At 59.3% G+C, this 26724-nt stretch carries 17 protein-coding genes and 4 pseudogenes; 16 read left to right on the top strand and 5 right to left on the bottom strand.

Annotation, left to right across the window (positions count from 1 at the left end; all coding sequences use genetic code 11):
- Positions 1–468: 468 nt before the first annotated feature.
- The gene (locus tag G7066_RS07945; RefSeq protein ID WP_166330278.1) at positions 469–1026 is read left to right on the top strand and encodes a YceI family protein; all 558 of its coding nucleotides are present in this window, start codon (positions 469–471) and stop codon (positions 1024–1026) included.
- A 13-nt stretch (positions 1027–1039) separates the two neighbouring features.
- Here the strand turns inward: G7066_RS07945 and G7066_RS07940 are convergent, their stop codons facing one another.
- Positions 1040–2107, bottom strand: a complete 1068-nt coding sequence (locus G7066_RS07940) for an FUSC family protein (RefSeq protein ID WP_166330276.1) — start codon at positions 2105–2107, stop codon at positions 1040–1042.
- Complete coding sequence (locus G7066_RS07935) at positions 2104–3153, bottom strand: App1 family protein (protein ID WP_166330274.1); 1050 nt, start codon at positions 3151–3153, stop codon at positions 2104–2106. Before G7066_RS07935 ends, G7066_RS07940 begins: the two co-directional genes overlap by 4 nt.
- A gap of 244 nt (positions 3154–3397) precedes the next feature.
- Between G7066_RS07935 and G7066_RS07930 the strand changes: the two genes are divergently transcribed.
- The 4 genes from G7066_RS07930 (at position 3398) to cydC (ending at position 9318) form a co-directional block, all read left to right on the top strand.
- Complete coding sequence (locus G7066_RS07930) at positions 3398–4858, top strand: cytochrome ubiquinol oxidase subunit I (RefSeq protein WP_166330271.1); 1461 nt, start codon at positions 3398–3400, stop codon at positions 4856–4858.
- Between the two features lie 12 nt (positions 4859–4870).
- Positions 4871–5899, top strand: coding sequence for a cytochrome d ubiquinol oxidase subunit II (gene cydB / locus G7066_RS07925; protein WP_166330269.1), 1029 nt, complete (start codon positions 4871–4873; stop codon positions 5897–5899).
- 78 nt (positions 5900–5977) lie between these two features.
- A complete protein-coding gene (gene cydD / locus G7066_RS07920) occupies positions 5978–7618 on the top strand; it encodes a thiol reductant ABC exporter subunit CydD (protein WP_166330267.1) in 1641 nt (546 codons plus the stop codon).
- The gene (gene cydC, locus G7066_RS07915; RefSeq protein ID WP_166330265.1) at positions 7615–9318 is read left to right on the top strand and encodes a thiol reductant ABC exporter subunit CydC; all 1704 of its coding nucleotides are present in this window, start codon (positions 7615–7617) and stop codon (positions 9316–9318) included. Before cydD ends, cydC begins: the two co-directional genes overlap by 4 nt.
- On the opposite strand, the gene G7066_RS07910 is transcribed toward cydC, so the two are convergent.
- Together G7066_RS07910 and G7066_RS07905 are read right to left on the bottom strand one after the other, a co-directional pair.
- Positions 9284–10021 (bottom strand): aminotransferase class IV, encoded by a 738-nt coding sequence (locus G7066_RS07910; RefSeq protein ID WP_166330263.1) that lies wholly within the window; start codon positions 10019–10021, stop codon positions 9284–9286. The genes cydC and G7066_RS07910 overlap by 35 nt on opposite strands.
- Entirely contained in the window at positions 10018–10650 is a 633-nt protein-coding gene (locus G7066_RS07905) for a maleylpyruvate isomerase N-terminal domain-containing protein (RefSeq protein ID WP_166330261.1), read from the bottom strand. Before G7066_RS07905 ends, G7066_RS07910 begins: the two co-directional genes overlap by 4 nt.
- Between G7066_RS07905 and G7066_RS07900 the strand changes: the two are divergent.
- The 5 genes and pseudogenes from G7066_RS07900 to holA all read left to right on the top strand — a co-directional run bounded on the left by G7066_RS07900 (position 10634) and on the right by holA (position 19207).
- Positions 10634–12099, top strand: a pseudogene (locus tag G7066_RS07900) (anthranilate synthase component I family protein). The gene G7066_RS07905 and the pseudogene G7066_RS07900 sit on opposite strands and share 17 nt — an antisense overlap.
- 85 nt (positions 12100–12184) lie before the next feature.
- Positions 12185–14707 (top strand): leucine--tRNA ligase, encoded by a 2523-nt coding sequence (leuS, locus tag G7066_RS07890; RefSeq protein WP_166330255.1) that lies wholly within the window; start codon positions 12185–12187, stop codon positions 14705–14707.
- Between the two features lie 103 nt (positions 14708–14810).
- Positions 14811–15713 carry a ComEA family DNA-binding protein gene (locus G7066_RS07885; protein WP_166330253.1) on the top strand — a complete coding sequence of 301 codons (903 nt, stop codon included), beginning with the start codon at positions 14811–14813 and terminating at the stop codon, positions 15711–15713.
- Positions 15714–15952: 239 nt separating this feature from the next.
- Positions 15953–18190 (top strand): ComEC/Rec2 family competence protein, encoded by a 2238-nt coding sequence (locus G7066_RS07880; RefSeq protein WP_244302818.1) that lies wholly within the window; start codon positions 15953–15955, stop codon positions 18188–18190.
- Positions 18191–18199: 9 nt separating this feature from the next.
- Positions 18200–19207: a DNA polymerase III subunit delta gene (holA, locus tag G7066_RS07875; RefSeq protein WP_166330251.1), complete on the top strand. Its 1008-nt coding sequence runs from the start codon at positions 18200–18202 to the stop codon at positions 19205–19207.
- A gap of 78 nt (positions 19208–19285) precedes the next feature.
- Here the strand turns inward: holA and rpsT are convergent, their stop codons facing one another.
- Positions 19286–19546 carry a 30S ribosomal protein S20 gene (gene rpsT / locus G7066_RS07870; protein WP_166288121.1) on the bottom strand — a complete coding sequence of 87 codons (261 nt, stop codon included), beginning with the start codon at positions 19544–19546 and terminating at the stop codon, positions 19286–19288.
- A 375-nt stretch (positions 19547–19921) separates the two neighbouring features.
- Between rpsT and lepA the strand changes: the two are divergent.
- The 6 genes and pseudogenes from lepA to G7066_RS07840 all read left to right on the top strand — a co-directional run bounded on the left by lepA (position 19922) and on the right by G7066_RS07840 (position 26697).
- Positions 19922–21774, top strand: a pseudogene (gene lepA, locus G7066_RS07865) (translation elongation factor 4).
- Positions 21771–22340, top strand: a complete 570-nt coding sequence (locus G7066_RS07860) for a DUF1990 family protein (protein ID WP_166330249.1) — start codon at positions 21771–21773, stop codon at positions 22338–22340. Before lepA ends, G7066_RS07860 begins: the two are co-directional and overlap by 4 nt.
- A 78-nt stretch (positions 22341–22418) precedes the next feature.
- Positions 22419–23640: pseudogene (gene hemW, locus G7066_RS07855) on the top strand (radical SAM family heme chaperone HemW).
- A gap of 104 nt (positions 23641–23744) precedes the next feature.
- Positions 23745–24781 (top strand): annotated as a pseudogene (gene hrcA, locus G7066_RS07850) (heat-inducible transcriptional repressor HrcA).
- Between the two features lie 59 nt (positions 24782–24840).
- The gene (gene dnaJ / locus G7066_RS07845; RefSeq protein ID WP_166330247.1) at positions 24841–25941 is read left to right on the top strand and encodes a molecular chaperone DnaJ; all 1101 of its coding nucleotides are present in this window, start codon (positions 24841–24843) and stop codon (positions 25939–25941) included.
- 6 nt (positions 25942–25947) lie between these two features.
- Positions 25948–26697: a 16S rRNA (uracil(1498)-N(3))-methyltransferase gene (locus G7066_RS07840; RefSeq protein WP_166330244.1), complete on the top strand. Its 750-nt coding sequence runs from the start codon at positions 25948–25950 to the stop codon at positions 26695–26697.
- Positions 26698–26724 lie beyond the last annotated feature (27 nt).

Below are 26724 nucleotides of genomic sequence, written 5' to 3'. Positions count from 1 at the left end.
TGACCAGTTTTTTACGTTACCCGTTGATATAGCGCCCGGTGCTTATCGTGTTGGGGCCCGGCCTGCATTTTGGAGGATCAAACCTGGACGGGGAATCCATTGGGTACATTCACTGTCTTAACTGATGCAGTGTTGCCCACTGAAGGTCCCCATGAGGGGGACGATCCGGGTGAATTGCTGGTGCTTGCAGAGACCGGTAACGGGGCTTCATCGCTGCTGTTGTGGAGTGCGGTTGCTGTGGGCGTGTTAGGCGTGGGGCTTGTTACTCGTGCACGATGCGCGAGAAACCGTTACTCGGTTTGAATCGGACACACTTAGGCAGCATAAGCAGCATGGTGTTGCCAATGGTGTCGTCGGGTGGCCCCCGGTGGAGGGTTGTCGAAAACTTTTTTCAAAGTCGCGGGAATATTCGTGCGCATGTATTAGTTGTGTCCTATTGCAAGTAACCACTCGTATGAAAGGCACAACATGACTATCACCGCTGAGCAGATTCCCGGCTACCGCGCAGGCACCTGGACCATCGACCCAACCCACTCCGAGGTTGGCTTCTCCGTCCGTCACCTCGCAATCAGCAAGGTTAAGGGAAAATTCGAGAACTTCGACGCAACGTTTGTGACCGCCGAGAACCCGCTCGACTCGTCAGTGACTGCCAAAGCTGAGGTTGCTTCTGTGACTACCAACCAGAAGGATCGGGACGCACACCTTCGCACCGGTGACTTCTTCGCGGCGGAAGAGCACCCCGAACTCAGCTTTGTTTCCACGGGAGCACGCTCAGATGGCGGCGACTTCCTCGTGGACGGCGACCTGACGATGCGCGGTGTGACAAAGCCTGTCACCTTCAAGCTCGAGTTCGGTGGGTTTGGTGAGGATCCTTACGGCAATTACAAAGCAGGATTCACGGCATCAACCGTCGTCAAGCGTGAGGACTTCGGTCTCACCTGGAACGCGCCCCTCGAAAAGGGCGGCGTTCTTCTTGGCTCCGACGTGACGATCAACCTTGACGTGCAGGCTGCACTTCAGCAGTAACGAGCCCAGCAGCCTACTCCAGTTCGCCCGTGATCCTGCCGCGTACACGGCGCAGATCCTCCATGAGGGAGCCGATCAGCACCCAGTGATCCGGGTGAGGGCGAAGGATGGTGTAAGGGGTGGTGAGTGCCGCCGGTTCCGCGGACGTGTCGTCCGCGGAACCGGGGCGCACCAGCAATTCGAGATCGTGAGCTGCGCGCCGCATCTCTTCAACCATGCCAATGACGGCGGGATCGGTTGTGAGATCTGCCTGATACAGATCAAAAATCGCGCGCGACATTCCGATGACTTGTGTGACAATCGGTTGCAATCGCTGAAACAGCGCATCGTCTTCAGCAAGACCCTGCCGGTGTCGATTGCTGCGGGGATTGAGTCGCAGGCTCTCCCGTGCTTGACGCAGAAGCCCGTGCACTCGGGTGCGTTCAGCCTGCAGTGCTCGCGCGTTCGCATGCATCTCAGTGAGCCACCCGGTATCGCGAGGCTCAGCAAGGCTGTCGGCAAGCTGTCGCAGCACCTCGGCTGATTGCTCTGCGAGTTCGGTGATGGCAGCGCGAACCGCCGATGTGCGCACGGGCGCGACCACCAGAGCGTTGATGCCAAAGCCAATCCCCGCGCCGATAGCCGTCTCGATCAGTCGCTCAAAGCCGTAATTCAGTTGCAGCCCACCGAGCGCGATCATTAGCAGTGCACTAATCGCGACCTGGTTGGTCGAGGTCGGGGTCATACGCAGCACCCAACCCACGGCCATAGACACGATGATTGCGGCGATGAACAACCAGGGCTGTGGGCCGAAGACAGCCCCGGCGCCCAGCGCGACCGCCACACCAATCAATACCCCGACCACACGCTCGATTCCGCGAGTGAGTGACTGATCAACATTGTCTTGAATGACGATGAGTGCGGCAATGGCGCCAAAGATTGGCAGTTGCTGCGGGAAAATCGCGAAGCAGACAAACCAGGTCAGAATAGCTGAGGCTGCGGCCTTGAGTAATTGCAGCAAAGATGGCCGCATCGACACCGTAAACCTGCCTGTGAGCCGTCGCTCGACGCGACGCCACGGTCTAGTCTGAGGGGTACTCACAGCAAATCCAGTTTTCGGAGTTCCTCTCGCAGGGTCGCGCCGTCGGGCCCGTACACCCACGGGACTCCGCTGGTGCTGCGGTGGAGGCGTGCCTTTGAACGGCCACCCGCGAGTACCGCCTCACCAACCGAGAGCTGGCGGATTGCCACTGCCGCCACGTTGTTGGGGTGTGCGGTCGCAAACTCGTGGTACAAATCTTCGTCGTGCTGGCCGTCGTCACCAAAAAGTACCCAGCGAATATTGGGGAACTCGTTGACCAGACGCTTGAGTTCGCGCTGCTTGTGTTCACGACCGCTTCGGAACCAGCGATCGTGTGTAGGGCCCCAGTCAGTCAGCAGCAAAGGCCCCATCGGGTACAGGTTGCGCGCGAGAAAGCGGCTGAGAGCGGGGGCCGCGTTCCAGGCGCCGGTCGACAGGTAGATAACTGGAGACCCAGGATGCTTTGAAACAAGGTGGTCGAGCATAACCGCCATGCCTGGGGTTGCGGATCGAGCGTGCTCATCGAGCACAAAGCTGTTCCAAGCAGCCACAAAAGGCTGGGGTAGAGCTGTTGTAAGGATCGTGTCGTCGACGTCGGAGATGACTCCGATGGTGGCGTTCGGGTCAAGAATCTTTACGGGCGCATCGGCCGCTTCACTGTCGCCCGCTTGAAGTGTCACTGTGTGCCAGCCGGGAGAGAGGTGCACGGGAACGATGGCGTCGATAACGCCGCCGCGATCCGCGACCACCTCCGTTACGGGTTTGCCGTCAATAAGCACGCGAACCGGCTGATGGGGTACAGGCAGGCTCGTGAAGGTGCGCCAGCCGCGCACGCGTGATACCTCTGCAACATCGGGGCGAAAGCGGGTGTGTTCACGGGTCTCGGGCTTGAGGTAAAGCACTCTTCCGAGTACCCTGACCCACTCAGTTGTGCCGTAGCCGATGTATGGAATGACCGCGGGAGCTTTGCCGCGAGAGACCGCACGCCTTGCGCGGCGTCCATGGAACCAGTCCTCGAGTCGGGCGGCGAGCCGAGGGCGGGTGTCGGGAAGGTCAAGCGAGGTCACTCAGCCAGTCTAGAGGTGTAAAGCGAGGAATAACTCTTGATCTTGCAACGAAGGACCGTCTGGAAAAAACACAAAACTAGCTTCACGTCAAGATGGATTCGCAGGCTTTTCTCAGAAAGCGTAGAATTGAGCCAACCGATCGCCGATCGGTAGCTTCTGCGAAAACTTCAATTCGCGACGGAGCTCACTAAGGGAGTGTCGCCCCTCTTAGTGAGGAGCGGCGTTCTTCGTTCAGGAGCAACACATGAACGAAATTCTGGACCCGTTGGTCCTCGCCCGATGGCAATTCGGGTTGACCACGCTCTACCACTTCATTTTCGTGCCGCTCACGATCGGATTGAGCTTGCTCGTCGCGATCTTGCAAACGGTTTGGGTGCGCACCGGCAAGGTGAAGTACCTCAAGCTCACGAAGCTGTTTGGAAAAATCTTCCTGATTAACTTCGCGATGGGCATCGTCACGGGAATTGTGCAGGAGTTCCAGTTCGGCATGAACTGGTCAAACTATTCGCGTTTTGTGGGTGACATCTTCGGAGCGCCGCTCGCGATGGAGGGTCTGATCGCCTTCTTCTTCGAAGCGACCTTCATTGGCTTGTGGATCTTCGGCTGGGACAAACTGCCAAAGGGCCTGCACCTGATGACCATCTGGTTCACCTGGATTGGCACGACAGTCTCTGCTTACTTCATTCTCGCTGCAAACGCGTTCATGCAGAACCCGCAGGGCTTCGAGATCAACGCAGAGAAGGGACGTGCAGAACTTCTCGACATCGGTGCAGTGTTGACCAACCCCATTGCGCTGAGCCAGTTTCCGCACACCATCTTCGCCGCGATCATGTTTGGCGGCACGGTTATGGTGGCGGTTGCTGCCTGGCACCTGAAGCGCAACCAATACGTTGACGAGATGCGCACGGCACTTCGTTTCGGCGCGTGGGCCAACATCGTTGCGTTCCTTGGAGTTGGTCTCACCGGGCACACGCTGGGTATGACGATGACTGAGGCGCAGCCAATGAAGATGGCGGCAGCTGAGGCTCTCTACAACAACGCCTCGGGTGCGGATGCCTCGTTCTCGCTTTTCAGTTTGGGAACACCTGACGGTGCTCACGAGATCTTCTCGGTGCGAATCCCGTACCTGCTTTCCTTCCTTTCAACCGGCACCTTTGACGGGTCGGTCGAGGGCATTCGCAACCTGCAGGCTGACTACACCGAGCTGTACTGCAGCGGGCCAGATACACTTCTGACCTGCCCTTCTGACGGCCAGTTTGCACCGATTATTTGGATCACCTACTGGTCATTCCGCTGGATGATCGGCCTGGGCTTCCTCGCCGCGCTTGTATCTGCGGTGGGTCTGTGGATCACTCGCAAAGATAAGGAACTGCCGAACTGGGTGTGGAAGGTCGCGATCTGGACCGCGCCGATCCCGATGCTTGCTTCGCTCGTTGGCTGGATCTTCACCGAGATGGGCCGTCAGCCCTGGATCGTGTTTGGGGTGATGACTACCGAACAAGGGGTCTCGCCGGGAGTGCCAGGCTGGGCGGTACTCACATCGCTCATCGTGTTCACCCTGGTGTACGGCGGCCTTGCCGTGGTCGAGTTCAAGCTGATTTTCAAGGCCGCAAAGGCCGGCCTGCCTGAGATCGAGCACCTCCCTGGTGAGGGTGGCGATGGCACCGGAGAGCCGGACCCGCAAAAGCTGGCGACGGTCTACTAGGAGGACTTGATCATGGATTTAACAACTGTCTGGTTCTTGATCGTCGGAGTGCTGCTTATTGGCTACTTCGTTCTCGACGGCTTTGACTTTGGTGTCGGTATCTCGCTCCCCTTCCTCGGAAAGGACGATACCGATCGTCGAGTGCTCATCAATACGATTGGTCCTGTTTGGGATCTCAATGAGACCTGGCTAATCGTTGCTGGTGCGTCGCTCTTTGCGGCATTCCCTGAGTGGTACGCCACGATGTTCTCGGGCTTCTACCTCGCTCTATTGCTGATTCTCGTCGCCCTGATCTTCCGTGGAGTTTCGTTCGAGTACCGCCACCAGAACAAGGGACAAAAGTGGACGCGCTGGTTCGACCAGTTCATCTTCTGGGGCTCGGTGCTTCCTCCAGTGCTCTGGGGTGTCGCGTTTGCCAATCTCGTGCAAGGGGTGCCGATTCGACCGATGGATAGCGGTGGCTGGATCTACGAGGGAACACTGCTCACGCTGTTGAACCCCTACGGACTGCTCGGTGGTATCTGCATGCTGCTGCTCGTCTTCAACCACGGCCTTGTGTTTGTCTCGCTGAAGACTGTCGGTGACATTCGTGACCGCGCGCAGGCCCTCGCCAAGAAGGTCGGCATTGCGACCATTGCGGTGGGCGCTGCGTTCCTGGTGTGGACGATCATCATGCACCTTGAGAGCGAGAGCCTGTGGCTCATCGTGATTTGTGCCGCAGTCGCCGCCGTGGCACTGATTGGTGCGTGGATTGCGAACGCGGTTCGTCGCGAGGGATGGGCCTTTGCGGGTAATGCGGTGGCGATTGCCTTCGCTCTGCTGGCGATTTTCATGGCGCTCTTCCCGAACCTGATGCACTCGAGCCTTGACCCCGCTTACTCGATGTCGATCGAGGGAGCCGCAAGCTCGCAGAAGACACTTGAACTCATGACCTGGGTTGCAGTCTTCACCCTGCCGCTTGTTCTGGCCTACCAGGCCTGGACGTACTGGATCTTCCGTAAGCGCCTGTCGCGCGAGATGATCCCGGCTGCCGCACACTAGTGCTGCGATAGATTAGAACCTGGGCCCCTTCCGTTTCGGGACGGGCCCAGGTTTTTTCGTCCATAAAAGGGGATCCGAATGAAGCCGCTCGATCCGAGGCTGCTGCGCTATGCGAGGGCGGCCCGCGGAGTCTTTGCTCTTGGAGCGCTATTGGGCTTGCTGCGAACCGTTGCCATTGTGGCGTGGTCGTGGAGTCTTGCCCAAATGATCACGGCAGCCGTGCTGCCGGTCATCGGGAATCCTACGGGCCCTGTGAGCGAGGGTGGCTTTGCAACCGCGGATCTGCCGTGGCTGGCGCTCGTTGCTACTGGCGCGCTGATCCTGCGCTCATTCTCGGCTTGGGGCATGGACGTTGTCGCTGCGCGTGGGGCCGTGCGAGTCAAGGCTCAGCTGCGTGACGCTGCACTGAGCAAGTTCGATGCTGGATCCCCTGAGCGCGGCGATGGCAAATCTGATGCAGAGCTCGCGACCTCACTGGGGCGTGGACTCGATGCCCTCGACGGATACTTTTCGGGGTACGTGCCGCAGTTGATCTTGACCGTCATCGCTACACCGTTGCTGATTATCGCTGTGTTTCTCGCGGACCCGGTTAGCGCGGTCACGGTGCTCATTGTCTTCCCCGTGATTCCGCTCTTCATGATTCTTATCGGGCTCGCCACGCAAGCCGTGCAGGATCGTCAGTGGTCGCAGTTGCAGCACCTGTCGGCGTCGTTCTTAGACGTTGTATCGGGGCTCACGACCCTCAAGATTTTCGGGCGTGAACAGCGTCAAACCGAGCGTATTGCTCGCGAGACGGAGGGGTATCGCTCGCGCACCATGAAGGTTTTGCGAGTGACGTTCCTCTCGGGCTTTGTGCTCGATCTCGCGGGAACATTCTCGATTGCGCTTGTTGCAGTGACCGTCGGCACGCGGCTCGTGAACGGAGAGTTTCCGCTTGCTCTCGGACTGTTTGTGCTGTTGCTGCTGCCAGAGATATTTATTCCAATCCGGCAGGTGGGTGCTGCTTTCCATGCCTCGACCGAGGGACTCTCCGCGTCTGCCGAGGTGTTCGCGCTTATTGAGCGGGATCCCGCGCCCGCGCTCTCTTCGGAACTCAGCACTTCTCGCGGCATCCACTTTGACCGAGTGGAGATCAAGCGAGGTGACCGCTCTATCGTTGAGCCGGTGAGTTTCGAAGTTGTTCCAGGAGAGGTTGTTGCGCTGGCCGGTCCTTCTGGCTCAGGTAAGTCAACGCTGCTCTCGACGCTGCTTGGATTCGTGGCACAGAGCGCAGGTCATGTTTCTCGTCCTGCTGAGGTCGCCTGGGTAGGGCAGCAGGCTGGGCTTCTGCAGGGAACGGTGGCGAGCAATGTGGCGCTTGGCGATCCTGAGCCCGATCCCGAGCTGATCTCTCGTGCGCTTTCAGCAGCGGCACTGCCAGCATTTGACCCAGCAACCGTTCTTGGAGCATCTGGCGCTGGGCTCTCGGGAGGCCAGGCGCAGCGAGTAAGTATCGCGCGCTGTCTATATCGTGCCTGGCGTCATGACGTGGGTGGTTTGCTTCTTGACGAGCCAACATCCGCACTCGACGCCGCAAGTGAGGCCGTGGTTTGCGAAACACTGCGGGCTGAGGCTGCTGCGGGCCGTGCTGTGCTGGTAGTGAGTCACCGGCCTGGAGTGCTCGAGGCTGCCGATCGAGTTGTGAGAGTCGCCGCCGCAAAGTCGTGGGTGGCATCATGAGCGTAAACCTGAAGGATAAAGAAAGCGCCCGGCAAGCTGTCTTACAACGCGCGGTGCCGAGTGCTCGTCGCAGGTTTCCTGGGCTGAGTCTTGGTGTGCTCGCAGACGCATGTGTCGTTGGACTGCTTGCGCTCAGCATGTGGCTCATTGTGCGAGCGGGGGATCAGCCACCGATTCTGCATCTCACCTTTGCAATCGTCGGGGTGCGTGCGCTTGCGATTGGTCGCGCCTCCCTTCGCTACACCGAACGTCTACTGAGCCACGATGCCGCGCTTGGGCAACTTGCGAAGCTTCGGGCCGCAACGTTCGAAGCGCTTGTGCCTCGGGTTCCCGGCGCAATTGAAAGTCGGCGTCGCGGTGAGGTGCTCGCAGCGTTTGTTGATGACGTTGATCAGCTGCAAGATGAGCCGTTGAGGGTCAGACAGCCGATTATTGTGAGCGCGGTTGTTGTTGGTCTGAGCTTGATCTTGGTTGGGCTCGCGTCCATCCCTGCTGCGCTGGTGCTCGCAGCTTTTGTAGGCTTGGGCGGACTGTTATCTGTGTGGCTTGCCAACAGGATCGCGGGTGCCAGCGACCGAGAATTGAGTGATGCTCGAGCGTCACTCGTTGACGCGCTGCTTGAACGCTTTGCTGCCTCTGAGGTGTTGGCGGCATTTGGCGCGCTTGACGTGCAGCGGGCACGCATCGCAGCGTGTGAGGATCGGCTCGCGCGAGTGCAGACACACCGCAGCCGTGCTGCAGGCTTGACTGGGGCGATCCTGGCTCTGGCCTCGGGATCAGCTTCCTTGTTGGTGCTGATGGTGTTGTTGCCCAGACTCGGCGACTCAATGACCACTGCGCTATTTGGAGCCATCGTGGTTGTTCCCGCCGCAGTGTTTGAAGTGTTTGCGCAGTTTCCAGCAGCGATGGCGGCACGGCGCACTGTTCGAGCGAGTGCTGATCGTGTCGCGTCTCTTACCGAAGAAACGATCCCCGCGGAGATCCCCATCGATGTCCCGGGGCTTAGCGACTCTGCTGCGGACGCGTCGTTCGATTCCGCAGCTCCGCTGCTTGCGGTGAGTGGGCTTTCTGCCCGGCACCCTGGCGCCGCACACGACGCCTTTTCAGACGTCAGCTTCGAGCTAAGGCAGGGGGAGGTCCTTATCGTGACAGGGGAGAGTGGTGCTGGAAAGAGCACACTCGCCCTGGTCCTCGCGCGTTTCCTGGAGTACCGCGGCAGCTATCGATTGCGGGGGGTCGAAGCCCGCTCTCTTTCTGGTCGAGCACTGCGCGAGGTCGTTGGCCTCTGTGAACAGACGCCGCACCTGTTCGATGCGGATCTGCGTCAGAACTTGAAGTTTGCGTGTGACACGGCGAGTGATGCAGACCTCATGGCCGTGTTAGATCGTGTCGGCTTGGGTGATTGGACTCGAGAGCGTGGTGGCCTTGATGCGCGTGTAGGCGAGCACGGTGCGCTCGTTTCGGGCGGACAGGCTCAGCGGATCGCGCTGGCACGAGCACTGATCGCTGATTTTCCACTGGTCGTACTTGACGAGCCAACCGCGGGAGTCGACCGGGAACTCGCCGACAAACTGCTCACGGATCTGCTGGGTGCGGTCCCCGCGGACCGTGCGGTTGTGCTCATCACTCACACGGAGATTCCGGCTGGCATAGACAGTTCCCGGCTTATGCTGCCAACACCGGTTGCCAGTAACGGTTGAGCGCATCCGTGTAGATTTCGAGGCGTCTGGTGTTGGGCTTCTGCGTGGGTATGCTGTCGATCGCCGTAACCACACGGATGCCATGGAGCGCATTTAGTGCCCAAACCTCGTGTCCAGTGAGGCTTCCTGGCGGAATGCGGCTCGGTGTGAGCGCCACCTCGTTCGCAAGGAGCTGCTCGGTGACTGAAGCGACACGATTATTCGTGCTCTGCACAACGTGACCGCGTTGGCTCACGGTGTCCCACCAGATGAGGCTTGTTGTTGCGCCCTCTATAACGCAGCCGGACGGATCTGCCAGAAGTGCTTCCGCGCCGAGTCTGTGATTGAGGGCTGTGAGGCAGGCGATATTTGGTCCCTTGCGAGTGGGGTTTTCGAGCACAACTCCAGCGGCGGTGCGCAACTCAAGTTCTGTCGTGAGCACCGGCAGTGGACGCAGGCTGAAGGACAACCACGGGGTCTGGTTCGTCTCCTGCCAGAGCTCAAGGCGTGGAAACCCCTCTCCGTAATCTTGGATCGCACGCGCGGCTTCGGCGAGGAACGCCTCCACAACGGACTGATCCAACTCCGGGCAGGCATCATGCACTCCCTTTCGAAAACGATTCAGATGCTTGTGCCAGCCACGCACCTCCGCCTGGCCCGTGATTTGGTTCATCCGCACCCGAAAGGAGTCGGCGACGAGCAGCGAGGACTGTTGCTCGCTCACGCAAGCACCGAGTAGTTTGCTGGGAGTGATTTTCGACCGGTCAGGGTAAATAGTAGTTGCTGGCCATCGCCTCGAAGTATCGCTAAATTTTGGGTGATCGTCAGTGCTTCGCGGAGGGCTGCTTCTGGAGGCGGGGTTATTGCGTCGAGTGAGGTCGGTGTAAGTGCTGTCTGAATGTCGAGGCCGTGCACAACGAGTTCAAACACACGTGTGCGTAAATACTGGCTGAGAGTCATTGCTCCCGCGACTGAGGTGACAATCGGGTTGTCGACCGACCGTATCGATGCCAGGGCGGCCTCGAGTACTGTTCGGAACTGAGTAGCGGGATCATCACCCAGCTCGTCGCCCGCAGCGATTCCGCGATCCCGAACCGCGTTTGGATCGGTCCCAGAAATCAATGACGCCGTTTGAAAGTAGGCCTCGGCTGACTCGAGCTCGATTGTAGCGGCGGGTGTCGTAATCGCTCGTGTTACGGTCGAGAGCGCACGACTTGTGTGGCCAACGAGAGCCCGCAGATCCCACTCACCAAGGCCGTGTGCGCTCCACGCGGAGCTTGGCACCTGTGAAACAGTATCGGCGCACCACTCAGCTGTTTGCGAAAAGGTCTCGGTGATGGTGCGGTTCTCCATGCCGCGAGCGTATCACCGCGACTACGCTGGCAGAGTGAGCGTGGAGGATAAAAGACAGGCCGTCGTACGGCAGATTCCGTTTACCTTTAACACCTCCGCAATGGTGCAGAAGCTTGCTGTCGTCTGCGGTGCCTCGGAAGGCTGGTGCTGGCTTGACGGTGAAGCTGACGGTGGCTGGAGCTATTTGGGTGCTGCCTCGGAGGTGCGCGTTGCGGAACGAGGCCACGAACGGGAATTTTTGAGCTCTTTATACACGGAGAACGAGCCGAAAGGGAACGGCTTTTTCGGCGGTTGGGTTCTTTCTCTCGGCTACGAGTTTGGGGTGGCGCTTCTAGGTCTTGAACCTGAACCAGACGAGGCCGCGCCTGGTTTTGCGTTACGCATCGACACGGTTTTGGCGGTTAATGAGGCCGAGGGCCGCGCCGAACTACGCGGGCCGAGCGAAGCAGCACTTGACGCCTGGCTGTTGCGGTTCGTGGGTGTGCTTGGGGCAGGGGCATATGAATCTCGTCCGGTGAAAAGAACTGAACCCGACACATACGAGGGAGATGTTACGAGCCGCAAGTTCCTGCAGCATGACGACGGCTGGAGACATACAGACACTGTCTACCGTGCGCAGATCGAGCGGGCCAAACTGGCGATCGCCGAGGGTGATGCCTATGTGCTTTGCCTCACCGACACCGCAACCTTGCGCGGTGAGTTCGACCCACTTGAACTCTACCTCCGGCTGCGCGAGCACGGTGCAGCCATTCGCGGTGGTGTAATTGTCACGGGGGATCGCGCCCTCGTTTCTGCCAGTCCCGAGCGCTTTCTGAGCGTGCAAGGCGGTACGGTCGCGACCCATCCGATTAAGGGGACGCGACCACGCGGTAGTGATCCTGCCAGTGACCGTGACTACGCAGACGAGCTCGCTAATGACCCCAAAGAACTCGCCGAAAATCTGATGATTGTGGATCTTATGCGCAATGACCTCAGCCGGGTGTGCATGCCCAAGAGCGTGCGAGTTGATGACTTTCGGCGTGTTGAAACCCACCCGCATGTCCACCAACTTGTGAGCACCGTCTCGGGAGAATTGCAGGCAGGCCTTTCCGCCTGCGACGTGATCCTGGCGTGCTTCCCCGGGGATCTATGACGGGTACACCCAAACGACGCGCGGTCCAGATTCTTGCTGAGCTAGAAAGTGGGCCGCGTGGGCTCTATTCCGGGTGTTTTGGGTGGATCGGTGGTGGTAATACGGAACTCGCTATGACGATTCGTGGAATCGAGCTGCGTGAGGTTGAGACGCGACACTGCGAGGCTGCGACGCATCGCTTTCGAGAAGCCCGGATCGGGGCAGGTGGAGGGATCACCGTGGATTCGATTCCTAAGGCCGAGTTGCTGGAGAAACATCTGAAGGCGGCCTCGCTGTTCGCTTCGCTCGCAGGTTCGTCTGCACGGCCTGGCGCGTAAGCGTTAGGTAGCCGAGCACGGTATTCTTAAGGGATGTGTGCGTGCCCGCTAGAGCGGCGCGATCCCGAACCAAAATGAGGTGTGTGTGACTGAGCAGCAGGGGCGCGAGTCCGAGGGCTACGACTTTCAGGCGATTCAGGATCGCTGGCTTCCCGTGTGGGATCAGCTGAAGCCTTTTGAGGTCTCCGAACAGGAAACTGCGAAGCCTACGAAGTATGTGCTCGACATGTTCCCTTACCCCTCGGGCGATCTGCACATGGGGCATGCCGAGGCGTTCTGCTTCGGAGACGTGCTTGCACGCTACTGGCGCGGTCGCGGTTACGACGTGCTGCACCCGATCGGTTGGGACTCATTCGGGTTACCCGCTGAGAACGCGGCTATTAAGCGTGGCGTTGACCCGCGTGAGTGGACCTACGCGAATATCGCGCAGCAGAAGGCGTCGTTTCGCCTGTACGCTCCGTCCTTCGACTGGAGCCGTGTGCTGCACACGAGTGACCCCGAGTACTACAAGTGGAACCAGTGGATCTTCTTGAAGATGTACGAGAAGGGCCTCGCGTATCGCAAGGCCAGCTGGGTCAACTGGGATCCGGTAGACCAGACCGTGCTCGCAAACGAGCAGGTGCTTTCTGACGGCACCTCCGAGCGCTCAGGTGCGGTGGTCGTCAAGAAGAAACTGACGCAGTGGTACTTCCGCATCACGGACTACGCGGATCGCCTGCTTGACGATCTCGATCAGCTTGAGGGCAAGTGGCCGACCAAGGTGCTGAACATGCAGCGCAACTGGATCGGACGATCGCGCGGTGCCGAGGTTGAGTTTGAGATCGAGGGGCGCGACGAAAAGGTGCCCGTGTTTACCACGCGGCCTGACACGCTGCACGGTGCGACGTTTATGGTTGTTGCCCCAGACTCTGATCTGGCGGCTGAATTGGCCGCTGGTGCGTCATCCGATGTGCGCATGCAGTTCCAAGCATACTTAGAGCAGACGCAGAAGCAGACTGAGATTGAGCGGCAGAACGCTGACCGCGAGAAGACGGGTGTCTTTCTCGATCACTTTGCCGTGAACCCCGTGAACGGCGAGCGTATTCCCGTTTGGGCATCCGACTATGTGTTGGCTGATTATGGCCACGGCGCAATCATGGCGGTACCCGCGCACGACCAGCGCGACCTTGACTTCGCACTGAAGTTCGGCCTCGCGGTGCGGGTTGTTGTTGACGTGCTCGATGAGAACGGCGTTTCGCTGCCCGATCCTGCTTCGAGCGGTGTTGCTACGACGGGTGATGGCACGCTCGTGAACTCGGGTGAGCTTGACGGCCTCGCCAAGGACGCCGCGATCGCCCGCGCTGTTGAGGTGCTAGAGTCCCGCGGTACGGGCCGTGCAGCGACAACCTACCGCCTACGCGACTGGCTGATCTCGCGCCAGCGATACTGGGGAACTCCGATTCCGATCTTGCACGCCCAGGACGGTTCGATGCAGCCGGTGCCTGAAGCTGCACTGCCGGTTGTACTGCCGTCGACCGAGGGGCTCGATCTCAAGCCAAAGGGTACTTCGCCGCTGGGCGGTGCTGAGGAGTGGTCGACCGTCATTGACCCCGCAACCGGTGCTGAGCTGCGGCGCGATCCCGACACCATGGACACCTTCGTCGATAGCTCGTGGTACTTCTTCCGGTTCCTTTCCGCGAACGACGACGCGCAGGCGTTTGACCCGGCGGCCGCCAAAAAGTGGGCACCGGTTGATCAGTACGTGGGGGGTGTTGAGCACGCGATCCTGCACCTGCTTTACTCGCGGTTCATCACGAAGGTGATGCACGACCTCGGGTACATTGATTTCGAAGAGCCGTTCATGGAGATGCTGAACCAGGGCATGGTGCTGCTCGACGGTGCCAAGATGTCGAAATCGAAGGGCAATCTCGTTGAGTTTGCTTCGGAACTTGAAGCGCACGGCGCTGACGCCCTCCGCGTGACGCTTGCGTTCGCTGGTCCTCCCGAAGACGACATTGACTGGGCTGATGTTTCGGTGCAGGGTTCGGCGAAGTTCTTGGCGAGGGCATGGCGAATCGCCGACGATGTGGAAACTTCTGGTGCTGCAGTTGGTGTTTCGTTCGCCGATGGCGACAAGGCGCTGCGTAAGCACACACACCACCTGCTGGCGGATGCACCGGGTCTTATCGAGTCCTATAAGTTCAATGTGGTGGTTGCTCGCCTAATGGATCAGGTGAACTTCACTCGCAAGACAATCGATTCTGGTGCCGGGGCAGCAGATCCTGCCGTGCGTGAATCTGCCGAGGCGATTGCTGTGATTCTGTCGTTGTTCGCTCCATATGCTGCTGAGGATATGTGGGCAAAGCTCGGCCACGAGGCGACTGTTGCTTTGGTCGAGTGGCCCGTGGCCGATCCCTCGTTGCTTGTCGAGGACGAGATCACCATGGTTGTGCAGGTCGACGGTAAGGTTCGGGATCGGCTGACGCTTTCTGCCTCAGTAACTGATGCAGAAGCCGAAGCTGCAGCGCGCGCGTCGCAGGCGGTGCAGCGCTCGATTGGTGATCGTCAAGTCGTCAACGTGATCGTCAGGCTTCCGAAGATCGTCAGCATCGCGACCAAACCTGCGTAGAGGGTTCGCTCACAACGATCCAACTTTGCTGAGATTGGCCTGACTCATCCACATTCATCAGGTTTGTGAATGAGGGCCTGCGTACGCGGTCTAGCGTATGTGCATGTTCTCCATTACAGATGACCAGGCCCCTGCTGACCCTGACTTTGAATCGCTCATTTCGGAGTCGCCCCCGAAGGCTTCGCTGACCTCAGAATCTGTGCTCAACAGGGGAGCATGGCAGGGGCGTTTGGCCGCCAGAACCGTGGGTGACGGGGCTGCACGAGCGGAAGCGCTTGAATGGCATCCAGAGGTTACTCTGCGCAAGCGAATAATGAAGGCAGTATCAGTGCCGGCTTTTGCTGGTGCCGCGGTGTTTGTTGTGGCTGTCATCATTGCAATCATTATGACCATGCTTCAGAGTGGCGCTGCTATCGATACTCCGGCAGCGTTGGCAGTGAGTGAAGGCGAGCAAAGAACTGGGAACCCTGCGCAATCTCATGGACCTTCGAGGGACGGCGGCGATGATGGGGCACCGTCGGAAGGGACAAATAACGCACAAACGCCTAACGACAAGATCTTCGTGCACATCGTCGGAGAAGTGGCGAACCCGGGTGTGGTTGAACTTACAGCAGGCACTCGGGTTGCTGAGGCAATCAAAGCAGCGGGTGGCGCGACCTCCTTAGCTTCGTTGGAAGCGGTAAACCTCGCAAGAAGTGTGACCGACGGTGAGCAACTGTTGGTGCCGAATGCTGAGCAGGCAGCAGCGGGGTTGTCGGCTTCCCAGCCCCTCGAGATATCCGGATCGGTAGGTGAATCCCACGGCTCTGTGAGCCCTCTTGTCAACATCAACACGGCTGATGCCGCACTTCTCGAAACGCTGCCGAGAATTGGCCCGGCGCTTGCCCAGCGAATTCTCGATTGGCGCCAGGCAAACGGGTCCTTCACCAGTGTCGATGAGCTCATGGAGGTGTCAGGCGTCGGTACAAAGACCTTTGAAGGCCTTCGTGAACGGGTTACGGTGTGAATTCGTCACCTCCTGGGAACTGGCGGCTACTTGCGCCGGCCCTACTGGGGTGGGCAGTGACTGCTTGGGCCGTGACGATTCCGGGAACCGGTCGATGGGTGTGGATCGTATTTGCGGTGATGGGAGTCGTGGTGGTCCTCGCAGCACTGAGGGGCTTGCGGGTTCGAGGGACACATCGATCACGGCATAGTAGATGGAGCGCGCCATGGGGTTTGGTTGCAATTTCCTGCGCCACATTGGTGACGCTTGGCGTTCAGATCGATGTTGGTGAGTGGCGCAGAGCCGATCCTGTCATTGTGGCCTCAGCAGCGCAAAACAAGCAACTTCAGATGTGTGTGACCGTTGTCAGGTTTACGGCGGACACATCAAAAGGGTTCGGCGAACGCTTTTGGGTACGCGCGAGATTGCATGCAGGGCGCGGCGACATTCCAGTTTTGCTGTGGCTCGATGGGAAGCCAGATCAGCGCTGGGTTCCGGGTGCGACGCTTCAGATCGCCGGCCAGGCAGAGCTACTGGAGGCGGGATCTTCAGCGGCATTTGGAATCACAGTTGGTGACGCTGCAGGCGCAAACCCACTTAAACCCGAGAGACGTTCGATTGCGGAGCGCGCAGGAGAAGCAGCGAGTGAACTTCGCTTGAGGCTTCGCGACGCAACACGACAATTTCGAGGGGCTGAACTTCTGCCTGGGTTTGCCGTCGGCGATACATCACTCGTTAGCGAAGAACTACGAGACCAAATGCTAGAGAGTTCACTTACACACCTGACAGCCGTATCCGGTTCGAACTGCGCGCTTGCGACAAGTTCGGTCCTCTGGGTCAGCTCAATGCTGGGAGCAGGAAGGCGTGTTCGGAGTGTGTTGGCGGTCCTCGCACTTACCGGGTTTGTGTTTTTAGTCGGGCCGGACCCGAGTGTGCAGCGTGCGGCCATCATGGCCGCCGTGGTGTTGATTTCTGGATACGGCGGAAAACAGGCTCATGCTCTGCCGAGTTTAGGGGCGGCGGTATTGCTGCTTCTCTCGATTGATCCTTGGCAGGCGTTGCAGCCTGGCTTTGCGCTCTCGGTCGTTGCAACGGGTGGCATTTTGGTGGCGGCGCCGACCTTGCATAGAGGTTTGAACAGAACACTAAAAATACCTCGCTTTCTCGCGCTTCCATTGGCCGTGGTCTTGGCCGCACAAATTGTGTGTGGTCCGTTGCTCTTGCTTTTGCAGCCGGGGCTTCCCATGGCGGGCGTGCTGGCCAATGTCATCGCTGCGCCAGCGGCACCACTGGGCACGGGGTTTGGGCTCCTGGCAATGCTGGTGCTTCCGGTTTCGGAGCCACTTGGGATGACGCTGATGCAAATCGGCGCCGTATCGGCGCGGTGGGTTGCCGCTACTGCCGAAATCTGTGCAAATTTGCCGCTGTCACGGTGGGCCTGGCCCGAGGGGTGGGGTGGGGCGCTCCTATTGACTGCAGTGCAGGCGGCTCCCGTGTTGGCTTGGGCACTGTACACGGGGCGACTCAAAACGCCAATGGCAGTTCGCGCCAAACCAAGGAGTCCTTGGCAGCAGAGCCCAAGTGCGCCGAGAGGGGTGCGCCTCGCAGTGGCAGTTTTAATGTGCGGGGCGAGCGGAGTCTTTCTTGGCCCCACTCTTATTACGCCGTCGGCTGAGCACGCAAGCACGCCGAGAGGTTGGGCAATTGTCGCCTGTGATGTGGGCCAGGGTGACGCAATTTTGCTGCGAGACCCAGAGAGCCGCGACAGTACAATTCTTGTTGACACGGGCGACGATCCAGAACTCGTTCAAGAGTGCCTCACCCGGTTTAGCGTAAAACGTATCAGTCTCCTGGTGCTTACGCATGATGACGCAGACCATGTTGGCGCCTTGAGCGCAATTGCCGACCGCGTCGAAGCCGCGATTGTGTCACCGCCCAGTGTAGGCAATGGTGACGAAGATCAAGATGCCACGGGTCGCAACAGTCGGCGGCTCCTGCAAGACCTGGAACGCGAAGGCATTCCTTATCGTGTAGCGGTCGAGGGACTCTCAGGAAGTCTCGGGGGTGCCGAATGGACAGTGCTCTATCCGCAGCAGAATCAGGTTCCCCTGAGCACCAACGCGGCGAGCATTGTGATGCGTGTGGAGGTGGGAGGTATCTCGGCGCTACTGCTTGGAGATACCGGTGAGCAAGAACACCGCAGGCTTCTCACGAGCGGTGTTGGTCTTGAGGCAGACGTCATTAAAGTGGCACACCACGGGTCTCGTGATCAGCATTCCCAATTGGTCGCAGCGATCAACGCGAAGATCGGTCTCATATCGGTGGGTGAGGAGAACCGTTATGGACACCCAACTGACTCTGCTCTCGATGCCCTACGAAACGCGGGCACCACCGCACTGCGCACAGACCAACTGGGTTCGATTGCGCTCAGCAAAAAGAACGGAGACATCCGGGCCTGGAGCGTGCGGGCACCCGCCGATGTCGGAGGTGAGCAGTAGGGTTAATGCGTGGCAACTGCACGAAGCACCAAGACCAAGATCCCTCAACTGAGCTGGACCGAGGCGCACCCTGCGCCCGTGGTCCTGATTTCGGGACCAGAGGGATTTCTTGCTGACCGTGCGAGCCAGTCAATTCGCGAAGCCCTCAGACATCAGCAGGCCGATCTTGAGGTGCACGATATCGATGCCGCTTCATACACAGCAGGTGAACTGTTCACCTTTGCGAGTCCATCACTTTTTGCAGAACCGAGACTCATTCGCGTGGATGGTGTTGAAAAGTGCTCCGATGCATTCTTGGAAGACGCAAAAAAGTACGTCACGCAGCCCGCCGAAGATACGACCCTTGTGTTGCGACACGGTGGTGGCGTGCGCGGCAAAGCGCTGCTCGATCTGATTCGTGGCGGAAATGGTGTTGAGTTTGTCTGTGCTGAAGTCAAGAAGGATCAGGATCGCCTGGCATTCGCGCAGGGGGAGTTTCGCAGGCTCGGCGCTCAGATCAGCCCCAACGCTGTTCGTATGCTCGTGGCGGCGTACTCCGGCGGTCTAGGCGAACTCGCCGGTGCTTGCGAACAGCTGGTGTCAGACATCGGCACGAGAATCGATGAAGACGATGTGAACCGCGCTACCGAGGGGCGGGTCGAAACAAGCGCTTTCAAAGTGGCAGACGCCGCAACCGCTGGTCGAGGTGCAGATGCACTAGTGCTGTTGCGTCAGGCGTTTTCCACCGGAACCGATCCGATCCCAATGCTTGCAGCCCTCAACTTTAAGATGCGGGGGATCGCCCGTGCCTACGGTGCAACGAGCAGCGGCGGCCAGCTCGCGAAAGAGCTTGGTATGGCTCCCTGGCAGGCAGATCGCGCGGTGAAAGACGCACGGGCATGGCGCGAAGAAGATCTTGCCCGTTGCATCGAAATGGCCGCCGAAACGGAGTGGTTACTCAAGGGTGGCAGCCGCGATCCTGAATACGCACTTGAGAAGTACCTGCTATTTATCGCCAGGAGGGGGCGGGAGCGGTAGCTTTCGGGCGTGAGTAGAGACCCAACAAAACAGCCCCCGCTCCTTATGAGCGGGGGCTGTGAAGCTAAAGACAAAAGTCTAGAGGGCGGCGACCTTCGCGGCAATCTTCGACTTGCGGTTTGCAGCCTGATTCTTGTGAATGACACCCTTAGAAACAGCCTTGTCGAGCTTGCGCGTTGCAACCTTCAGCTTGGCCTCGGCAGTTGCCTTGTCGCCAGCGGTGATGGCCTCGCGTACTGCGCGGATAACGGTGCGCAGTTCGCTCTTGTAAGCACGGTTGCGCTCGGTTGCCTTTTCGTTGGTCTTAATGCGCTTGATCTGCGACTTAATATTTGCCACGTTGGGTTGTGTCCTTAAAGTGTACGTATTTAACGGGATGTTCCGCGCGGCGGGTAGAGGGCACCTTGCGGGGTGTGTGGAGTGATCCACACGCAAGCCAAGAATCAACTTTAGCAGATTCTTGCATCGTGCGGGTGCGAAGTGGCCTCAAAGATTACCTGTCGCCAAAACCGCGCGGTCCCGCGACATACTCGGTGGGGGAGAACGGCCTGTTGGGGGCGGAGCTAGTGAGGAATTCATGGGCCAACGCGACGGCTGCAAAAGACCTGCGGCCCGCGATATTCTCGGCCTGACTCTCTGAATTCGGGTGTCAAAATCGATACCGCGGAGCGCCTGAATGGGCTGGTCAGCGAAGTAGTGAGATAATGGCAGGCAATGTCTCCACGCAGCGTAAACCCACAGATCCCGGCGTCAACTGACCCCGAGAGGATCCGCAACTTCTGCATCATCGCGCACATCGATCATGGTAAGTCGACCCTTGCCGACCGCATGTTGCAAATCACCGGTTCGGTACCTGATCGCGAAATGCGCGCCCAGTACCTCGACCGTATGGACATCGAGCGTGAGCGCGGTATCACCATTAAGTCGCAGGCTGTGCGCATGGGGTGGGATCACGACGGCAAGTCGTACGCCCTCAACATGATCGATACGCCGGGCCACGTCGACTTCAGCTACGAGGTGTCGCGCTCCCTCGCCGCGTGTGAGGGAGCGATCCTGCTCGTTGATGCTGCGCAGGGGATCGAAGCTCAGACGCTCGCGAACCTGTATCTCGCGATGGAAAATGATCTTGAGATCATCCCGGTGCTCAACAAGATTGACCTGCCCGCGGCCGACCCTGAGCGGGTCTCTCGTGAGATCGCCGATCTGATCGGCGGTAACCCCGAAGATATCTTGAAGGTCTCGGGTAAAACTGGTATGGGCGTCGAAGAGCTGCTCGACAGTGTTGTTGCTCGAGTGCCAGCCCGAAGGGCGACGCAAACGCGCCAGCTCGGGCCATGATCTTTGACTCGGTCTATGATTCCTACCGCGGTGTTGTCACCTACGTTCGTATGATCGACGGCAAACTCAGCCCGCGCGAGCGTATTCTCATGATGTCGACGGGTACCGAGCACGAGGCGCTTGAGATCGGTGTTTCCTCACCGGAACCAAAGCCAACCAAGGGTCTTGCTGTTGGTGAGGTGGGCTACCTCATCACCGGCGTGAAAGATGTTCGTCAGTCAAAAGTGGGCGACACCGTCACAACCAAAATGAAGCCGGCGACCGAGGCGCTTCCGGGCTACACGGATCCAAAACCCATGGTGTTTTCGGGACTCTACCCGATTGACGGCTCCGACTACCCCGTGCTGCGTGAGGCGCTTGACAAGCTCAAGCTCTCTGACGCGGCGCTGCAGTACGAACCCGAGACTTCGGTGGCGCTCGGCTTTGGCTTCCGCTGCGGCTTCCTGGGATTGCTGCACCTTGAGATTATCTCCGAGCGTCTGCGTCGGGAGTTTGATCTCGACCTCATTGCCACTGCGCCGAGCGTTATCTACCAGGTGACGACAGAAGACAAAAAAGAGATCACTGTGACTAACCCGTCAGAGTATCCGACCGGCAAGATCGCCAGTGTGCGTGAGCCAGTGGTGCGCGTCGCGATCCTCGCCCCGAAGGACTACGTCGGCACCATCATGGAGCTGTGCCAGTCCCGGCGCGGCAGTCTCATGGGAATGGAGTACTTGGGCGAGCGTGTCGAGTTGCGCTACAGCATGCCACTCGGCGAGATTGTGTTTGACTTCTTCGATCACCTTAAGAGCCGCACTCAGGGCTACGCGAGCCTCGATTACGAGCCGATGGGTGAGCAGGAGGCCGATCTCGTAAAAGTCGACATCTTGCTGCAGGGAGAGCAAGTCGATGCCTTCAGTGCCATCGTGCACCGCGACAACGCCTATTCTTACGGCACTATGATGACTGAGCGCTTGCGCAAGCTGATTCCGCGCCAGCAGTTCGAGGTGCCGATTCAGGCTGCGATCGGTTCCAGAATCATCGCGCGTGAGAGCATTCGCGCGATCCGTAAAGACGTTCTTGCCAAGTGCTATGGCGGTGACATTAGTCGTAAGCGTAAGCTGCTCGAGAAGCAGAAAGAGGGCAAGAAGCGAATGAAGATGGTTGGCCGGGTCGAAGTGCCTCAGGAAGCCTTCATCGCTGCCCTCTCCGGGGATGTTGAGGGTAAGGACGCGTCCAAGAAGTGAGTTCGACCGAAAACAACCGGCGCAGCAGTCACGTTGAAATGCCGGTGACTTACGCTGCCGTCGGTGCCTCCAAGCTTGCCGATGTCGTGCGGTTTCCTCCTGAGGGTACCGAGTCGTACTCGGAGGCCCTGCAGCTTGGCAGTGGTCAAGAGCGGTTTGTTGCAGCTTCGAGCCTGTTGATGACCTGGGGTGCTCAGCGCGGCGCTGGCATCGAGGTGAGTGAGATTGCTCGAGGATCTGAAGAGGCGTACGTTGGGCCTGAATTTGATGAGAGTGGTCACGCGCAGGGACTCCGAGTTCGCGAGGAACAGTTTGGCCCCGACGGGGAGCCCTATATCGTTCCAGGTACTTCGGCTGTGTTTAGTGTTGCCGGACAGGCGCCACGCAGCGTGCTTGTTGTTTACACTGTTGAAGAGGATCAGATCGTGGGCTTTGCCTGGGGAACTTGCGACGAAGATGGGGTCGTGGGCGAGCAGCGATTCACCGTTGAGATTCGCGAGGATCAAACGGTGTGGGCTGTTGCGCGCGGCTTTCTTGCTTCCCGAGGAGCGGGTTACTTGGGCTGAAAGGGAAGGCGCTGGTTCGCGAAGCGGTAGAACTAGCCAAGGTTCAGCTTGGGGCTTTGGCTCCGGGAGCGGCGGATCGTGCCCAGCGTTCTTCCTGAGGGAGACCCGGCGCCCGAAGACGGTGCGCTTCCCTTGAGTGCGCTTGAGGGGGCCGAGGATCGCCGCTTCTGTGTGTATGTGCACGTGCCCTATTGTCGGGTACGCTGCGGGTACTGCGATTTCAACACCTACACCGCGAGTGAGCTCGGAGAAACGCGTCAGGCTGACTATGCGGGGCAGGTGCAGCGGGAACTCAGTTTTGGGGCCGGGGTGCTTCGTAATGCCGGACTGCCCAAGCGGCCCGTGTCCACGGTGTTTTTTGGTGGGGGCACACCAACGTTGCTGCCAGCGCGCGACCTAACGGTAATGCTCGATCATATTCATGGCGAATGGGGTCTCGTAGACGGTGCGGAGGTGACCACCGAGGCTAACCCCGACTCGGTTGACGAGGACTATTTAAACTCTATTGCCGAGGCCGGATTTACTCGAGTGAGTTTCGGTATGCAGTCTGCCGTGCCGCACGTGCTGCGTACGCTCGATCGCACACACTCACCCGAACGTATTCCACTCGTAACTCGCTGGGCTCGCAAAGCGGGGCTGCAAGTGAGCGTGGATCTGATCTATGGCACACCGGGGAGAGCCTCGCCGATTGGGAGCGTTCGATCGACGCCGCACTCGCAACCGAGCCGGACCATATTTCTGCCTACGCGCTGATCGTGGAACAGGGCACCAAATTGGCTGCCCAGATTCGACGCGGCCAGGTGCGCGAGCCCGATGAAGATCTGCACGCAGAGATGTACGAACTCGCTGACGCACGGTTCAAGGCCGCTGGGTTGAACTGGTACGAAATCAGCAACTGGTCGCGTACACCCGAGGCGCGTTCTCGACACAACCTTGCCTACTGGACTGGCGAAGACTGGTGGGCTGCCGGACCCGGTGCACACAGCCATATCGGGGAGTCCGCTGGTGGAACGTCAAGCACCCGCGTGCTTATGCTGAGCGTATTGCTCGGGGCATCTCACCCGCCCACGCGCGAGAAGTGCTTCAGCCTGAGGCGAAACGCGCCGAGCGAGTGCTCTTAGAAACCCGCATTGCTGACGGTCTTCCCGCAGAGGTGCTCACCACCGACGAGCGACGCGCGATCCCGGAATTGATTGCTGAGGAATTGATTGATGGCCGTGCTGCCATTCGCGGCAGGATCGTGCCAACGCTTCGCGGGCGCCTCCTCGCCGACACCGTGGTGCATCGACTGCTTGGGTGAAACCACTGAGTGAATATGCAGAGAATAGGCGTGCGCCCTGCGCTAGACTTGGCACTCAGTAGTGTCGAGTGCCAAGTGGCTCGCAAGGGTTGGAAGGAGTTGCTGTGGTTTCTGAGCGAAGCCTCGCGGTGCTCCACGCAATCGTGAGTGACTATGTTTCATCGAATGAGCCAGTTGGTTCGAAAGCCATCGTAGATCGGCACAGTTTTGGCGTGTCTGCCGCGACGATCCGCAACGACATGGCTCTGCTTGAAGAAGACGAGCTCATTGCGCAGCCCCACACTTCTTCGGGCGGGTGCCGACCGACAAGGGTTATCGCCTGTACGTCGACACACTCGCGAAAATTCGTCCTCTCACTTCGGCGCAACGCGCAGCTATAGAACGTTTCCTTGGGGAATCGGCCGATCTCGACGACGTCATGTCGCGCACTGTTCGCCTACTTTCCCAGCTCACGAACCAGGTGGCCGTCGCCCAGTATCCGTCGCTTCGGCGCACGGTGGTGAGACACATTGAGCTGGTCGCCGTCGCTGAAGATCGAATTTTGTGCGTTCTTATTCTTGGTAGTGGAGTCGTTGAGCAGCAGCTTGCTCAGCTTCCAGCCGCGAGAGTAACTGAGGCCTGGGCCCGCGGGCTGCGTGACAGAATTGCCGGCGCAACGGTCGGTCAAGATGTTGATACAGCTGCCGCTGGAATCGCAGAATTGCTGGGCAGCATCGACGCTTGGGCTCAGCCAGGCGAAACCGAGCTCGTGAGCCAGGTCCTTGCCGTAGTGAGCGCGCAGTTGCAGGCGAACCGCAGTGATCGTATTGCGATTGCCGGGGCCGCAAACCTCTCGCGTTTTGGAGAATTTGAGGGATCCCTTGGCTCCGTGCTTGAAGCCATCGAAGAGCAAGTCACGCTACTGCGGCTCTTTGACGAGCTTGTGCAAGACGGGCGCGATGTTTCTGCTTCAATTGGACGCGAAAACGAGCCCTACGGCCTGGCAACAACATCGGTGATTGCTTCTAGCTACGAAGCAGAGGGAACCTCCGTTTCGCGCCTCGGTGTTCTGGGTCCAGTCCGTATGGATTATGCGAGCAACATCGCAACCGTGCGAGCGGTTGCGAGATACCTGAATCATTTACTCGGTGAGGATCAGTAGATCCTTTGCCACCAACACACTTTCTCAACCCAATCATCCACCCTGTGAGGAGCTAACCAGTGGCCGACCACTACGAGACCCTCGGCGTGACCCGTGAGGCGACACCCGAAGAGATCAAGAAGGCCTATCGCCGTTTAGCGCGTGAGCTGCACCCCGATGTCAACCCAAGTGAAGAGGCCTCGGAACGTTTTAAAGGCGTAACCCACGCGTACGATGTGCTGAGCGATCCCGAGCAGCGCCAGCGCTACGACATGGGTGGCGGCCAGTCCGACATGGGCGGCTTTGGCGACATCTTTGAGACCTTCTTTGGCGGTGGCGGGTTTGGTGGTGGCCAGCGCGGTCCTCGCTCGCGCGCCGAGCGCGGTGACGACGCCATGATCCGTGTTGATGTCAGTCTCGAAGAGGTCATCTTTGGTGTGCAGCGTGAGGTGTCGATTAACACCGCCGTGCTCTGTGGGGCCTGTCAGGGAAGCTGCTGCCAGCCCGGCACGCAGCCCGTTACCTGCGACGTCTGCAACGGTCAAGGGCAGGTGCAGCGTCAGGTGCGTTCGCTGTTCGGCAATGTTGTGACCATGCACCCCTGCGGCAGCTGCCATGGCTACGGCACCGTCATTGAGCACCCGTGTGTGGAGTGCGCTGGGAAGGGGCGTGTGCGTGAACGCCGCACACTTCCGGTAGATATTCCCTCCGGTATCGACACAGGCACGCGCATGCAGATGCGAGGTGGCGGCGAGGTCGGCCCCGGTGGTGGCCCCAACGGCGACCTGTTCATCGAGTTCAGGGTCACTCACCACGACATCTTCAGTCGCGACGGCAACGACCTGTTGTGCACCATGCAGGTTTCAATGACCGACGCAATTCTGGGTGTGGAGTCAACAGTTTCTGGGCTTGACGGCGATGTTAAGGTCGAGGTCGAGGCCGGAGTCCAGTCGGGTGACATCATTACGATTCGTGGGCGCGGAATTCAGGGGCTTCGCTCGACAAATCGCGGTGACCTCAAGATTGCCGTGCAAGTCGCAACGCCTGAGAAGCTGTCGAACCGTGAGAAAGATCTGGTTCGCCAACTCGCTGCACTTCGCAAAGACGAGGCACCACACCTGGGCGAGTTTCAGCAGAGCTTCTTCGGCAAGATTCGCGACCGCTTCTTCCGTCAGGGTTAGGCTCTCGTGGCCAATCTCTACTTCGCCGAGCGAACCGGTTCCGAGAACTGGAATCAGGGCACCCTCGTGACCATCATCGGAGACGAGGCACGACACGCGGTGCGTGTGAGCCGTTTGCGTGTGGGCGAGCAGATTCTGGTCGGTGACGGTGTCGGAGTGATTGGCGAAGGCACGGTGGAGAGTGTTGCCAAGGACTCATTTGTGGTGCGACTCGAAGGCGTGCTGCACGATCCTGAGCCCATGACTCAAATTGTTCTCGTGCAGGCACTCGCCAAGGGGGATCGTGATGAGCGGGCCGTCGAACAAGCTACCGAGTTTGGTGTTGACGGGTTCGTGCCCTGGCAGGCTGAGCGCTCTGTTTCGCGCTGGAGCAGCCCCGAAAAGTTAGCTAAAGGCGTCGCTAAGTGGGCGAGAATTGCTCGTGAGGCGTCGAAGCAGTCGTTGCGGTCGAGGATCCCGGTGGTCCAGGAGCCGCTCGCTCTTGACGGGCTGCGCACACTTGCCGCGAGCGACGCCGCGCACGTCGTTGTACTGCACCCGCGGGGGTCACGAGCATTGAGTGACTGGAGGCCCCCGGCAACCGCTGGCACGATCTATCTTGTTGTTGGTCCCGAAGGCGGTTTATCGGACGCCGAGCTCGATACGCTCGAAGCAGCGGGAGCCGAGATCCTGGTGTTGGGAGACACGGTGCTGCGCACCTCTTCAGCGGGCCCAGCGGCTCTCGCTGTGCTCAACGTCTCGCTCGGTCGCTGGTAACGGAATCTTGGCCAGCTTGTCGGAAGG

The sequence above is a fragment of the Leucobacter coleopterorum genome (genome assembly GCF_011382985.1).
GTDB classification, from domain to species: Bacteria; Actinomycetota; Actinomycetes; order Actinomycetales; family Microbacteriaceae; genus Leucobacter; species Leucobacter coleopterorum.
This window is presented reverse-complemented; position numbering and strand designations above follow the sequence as displayed.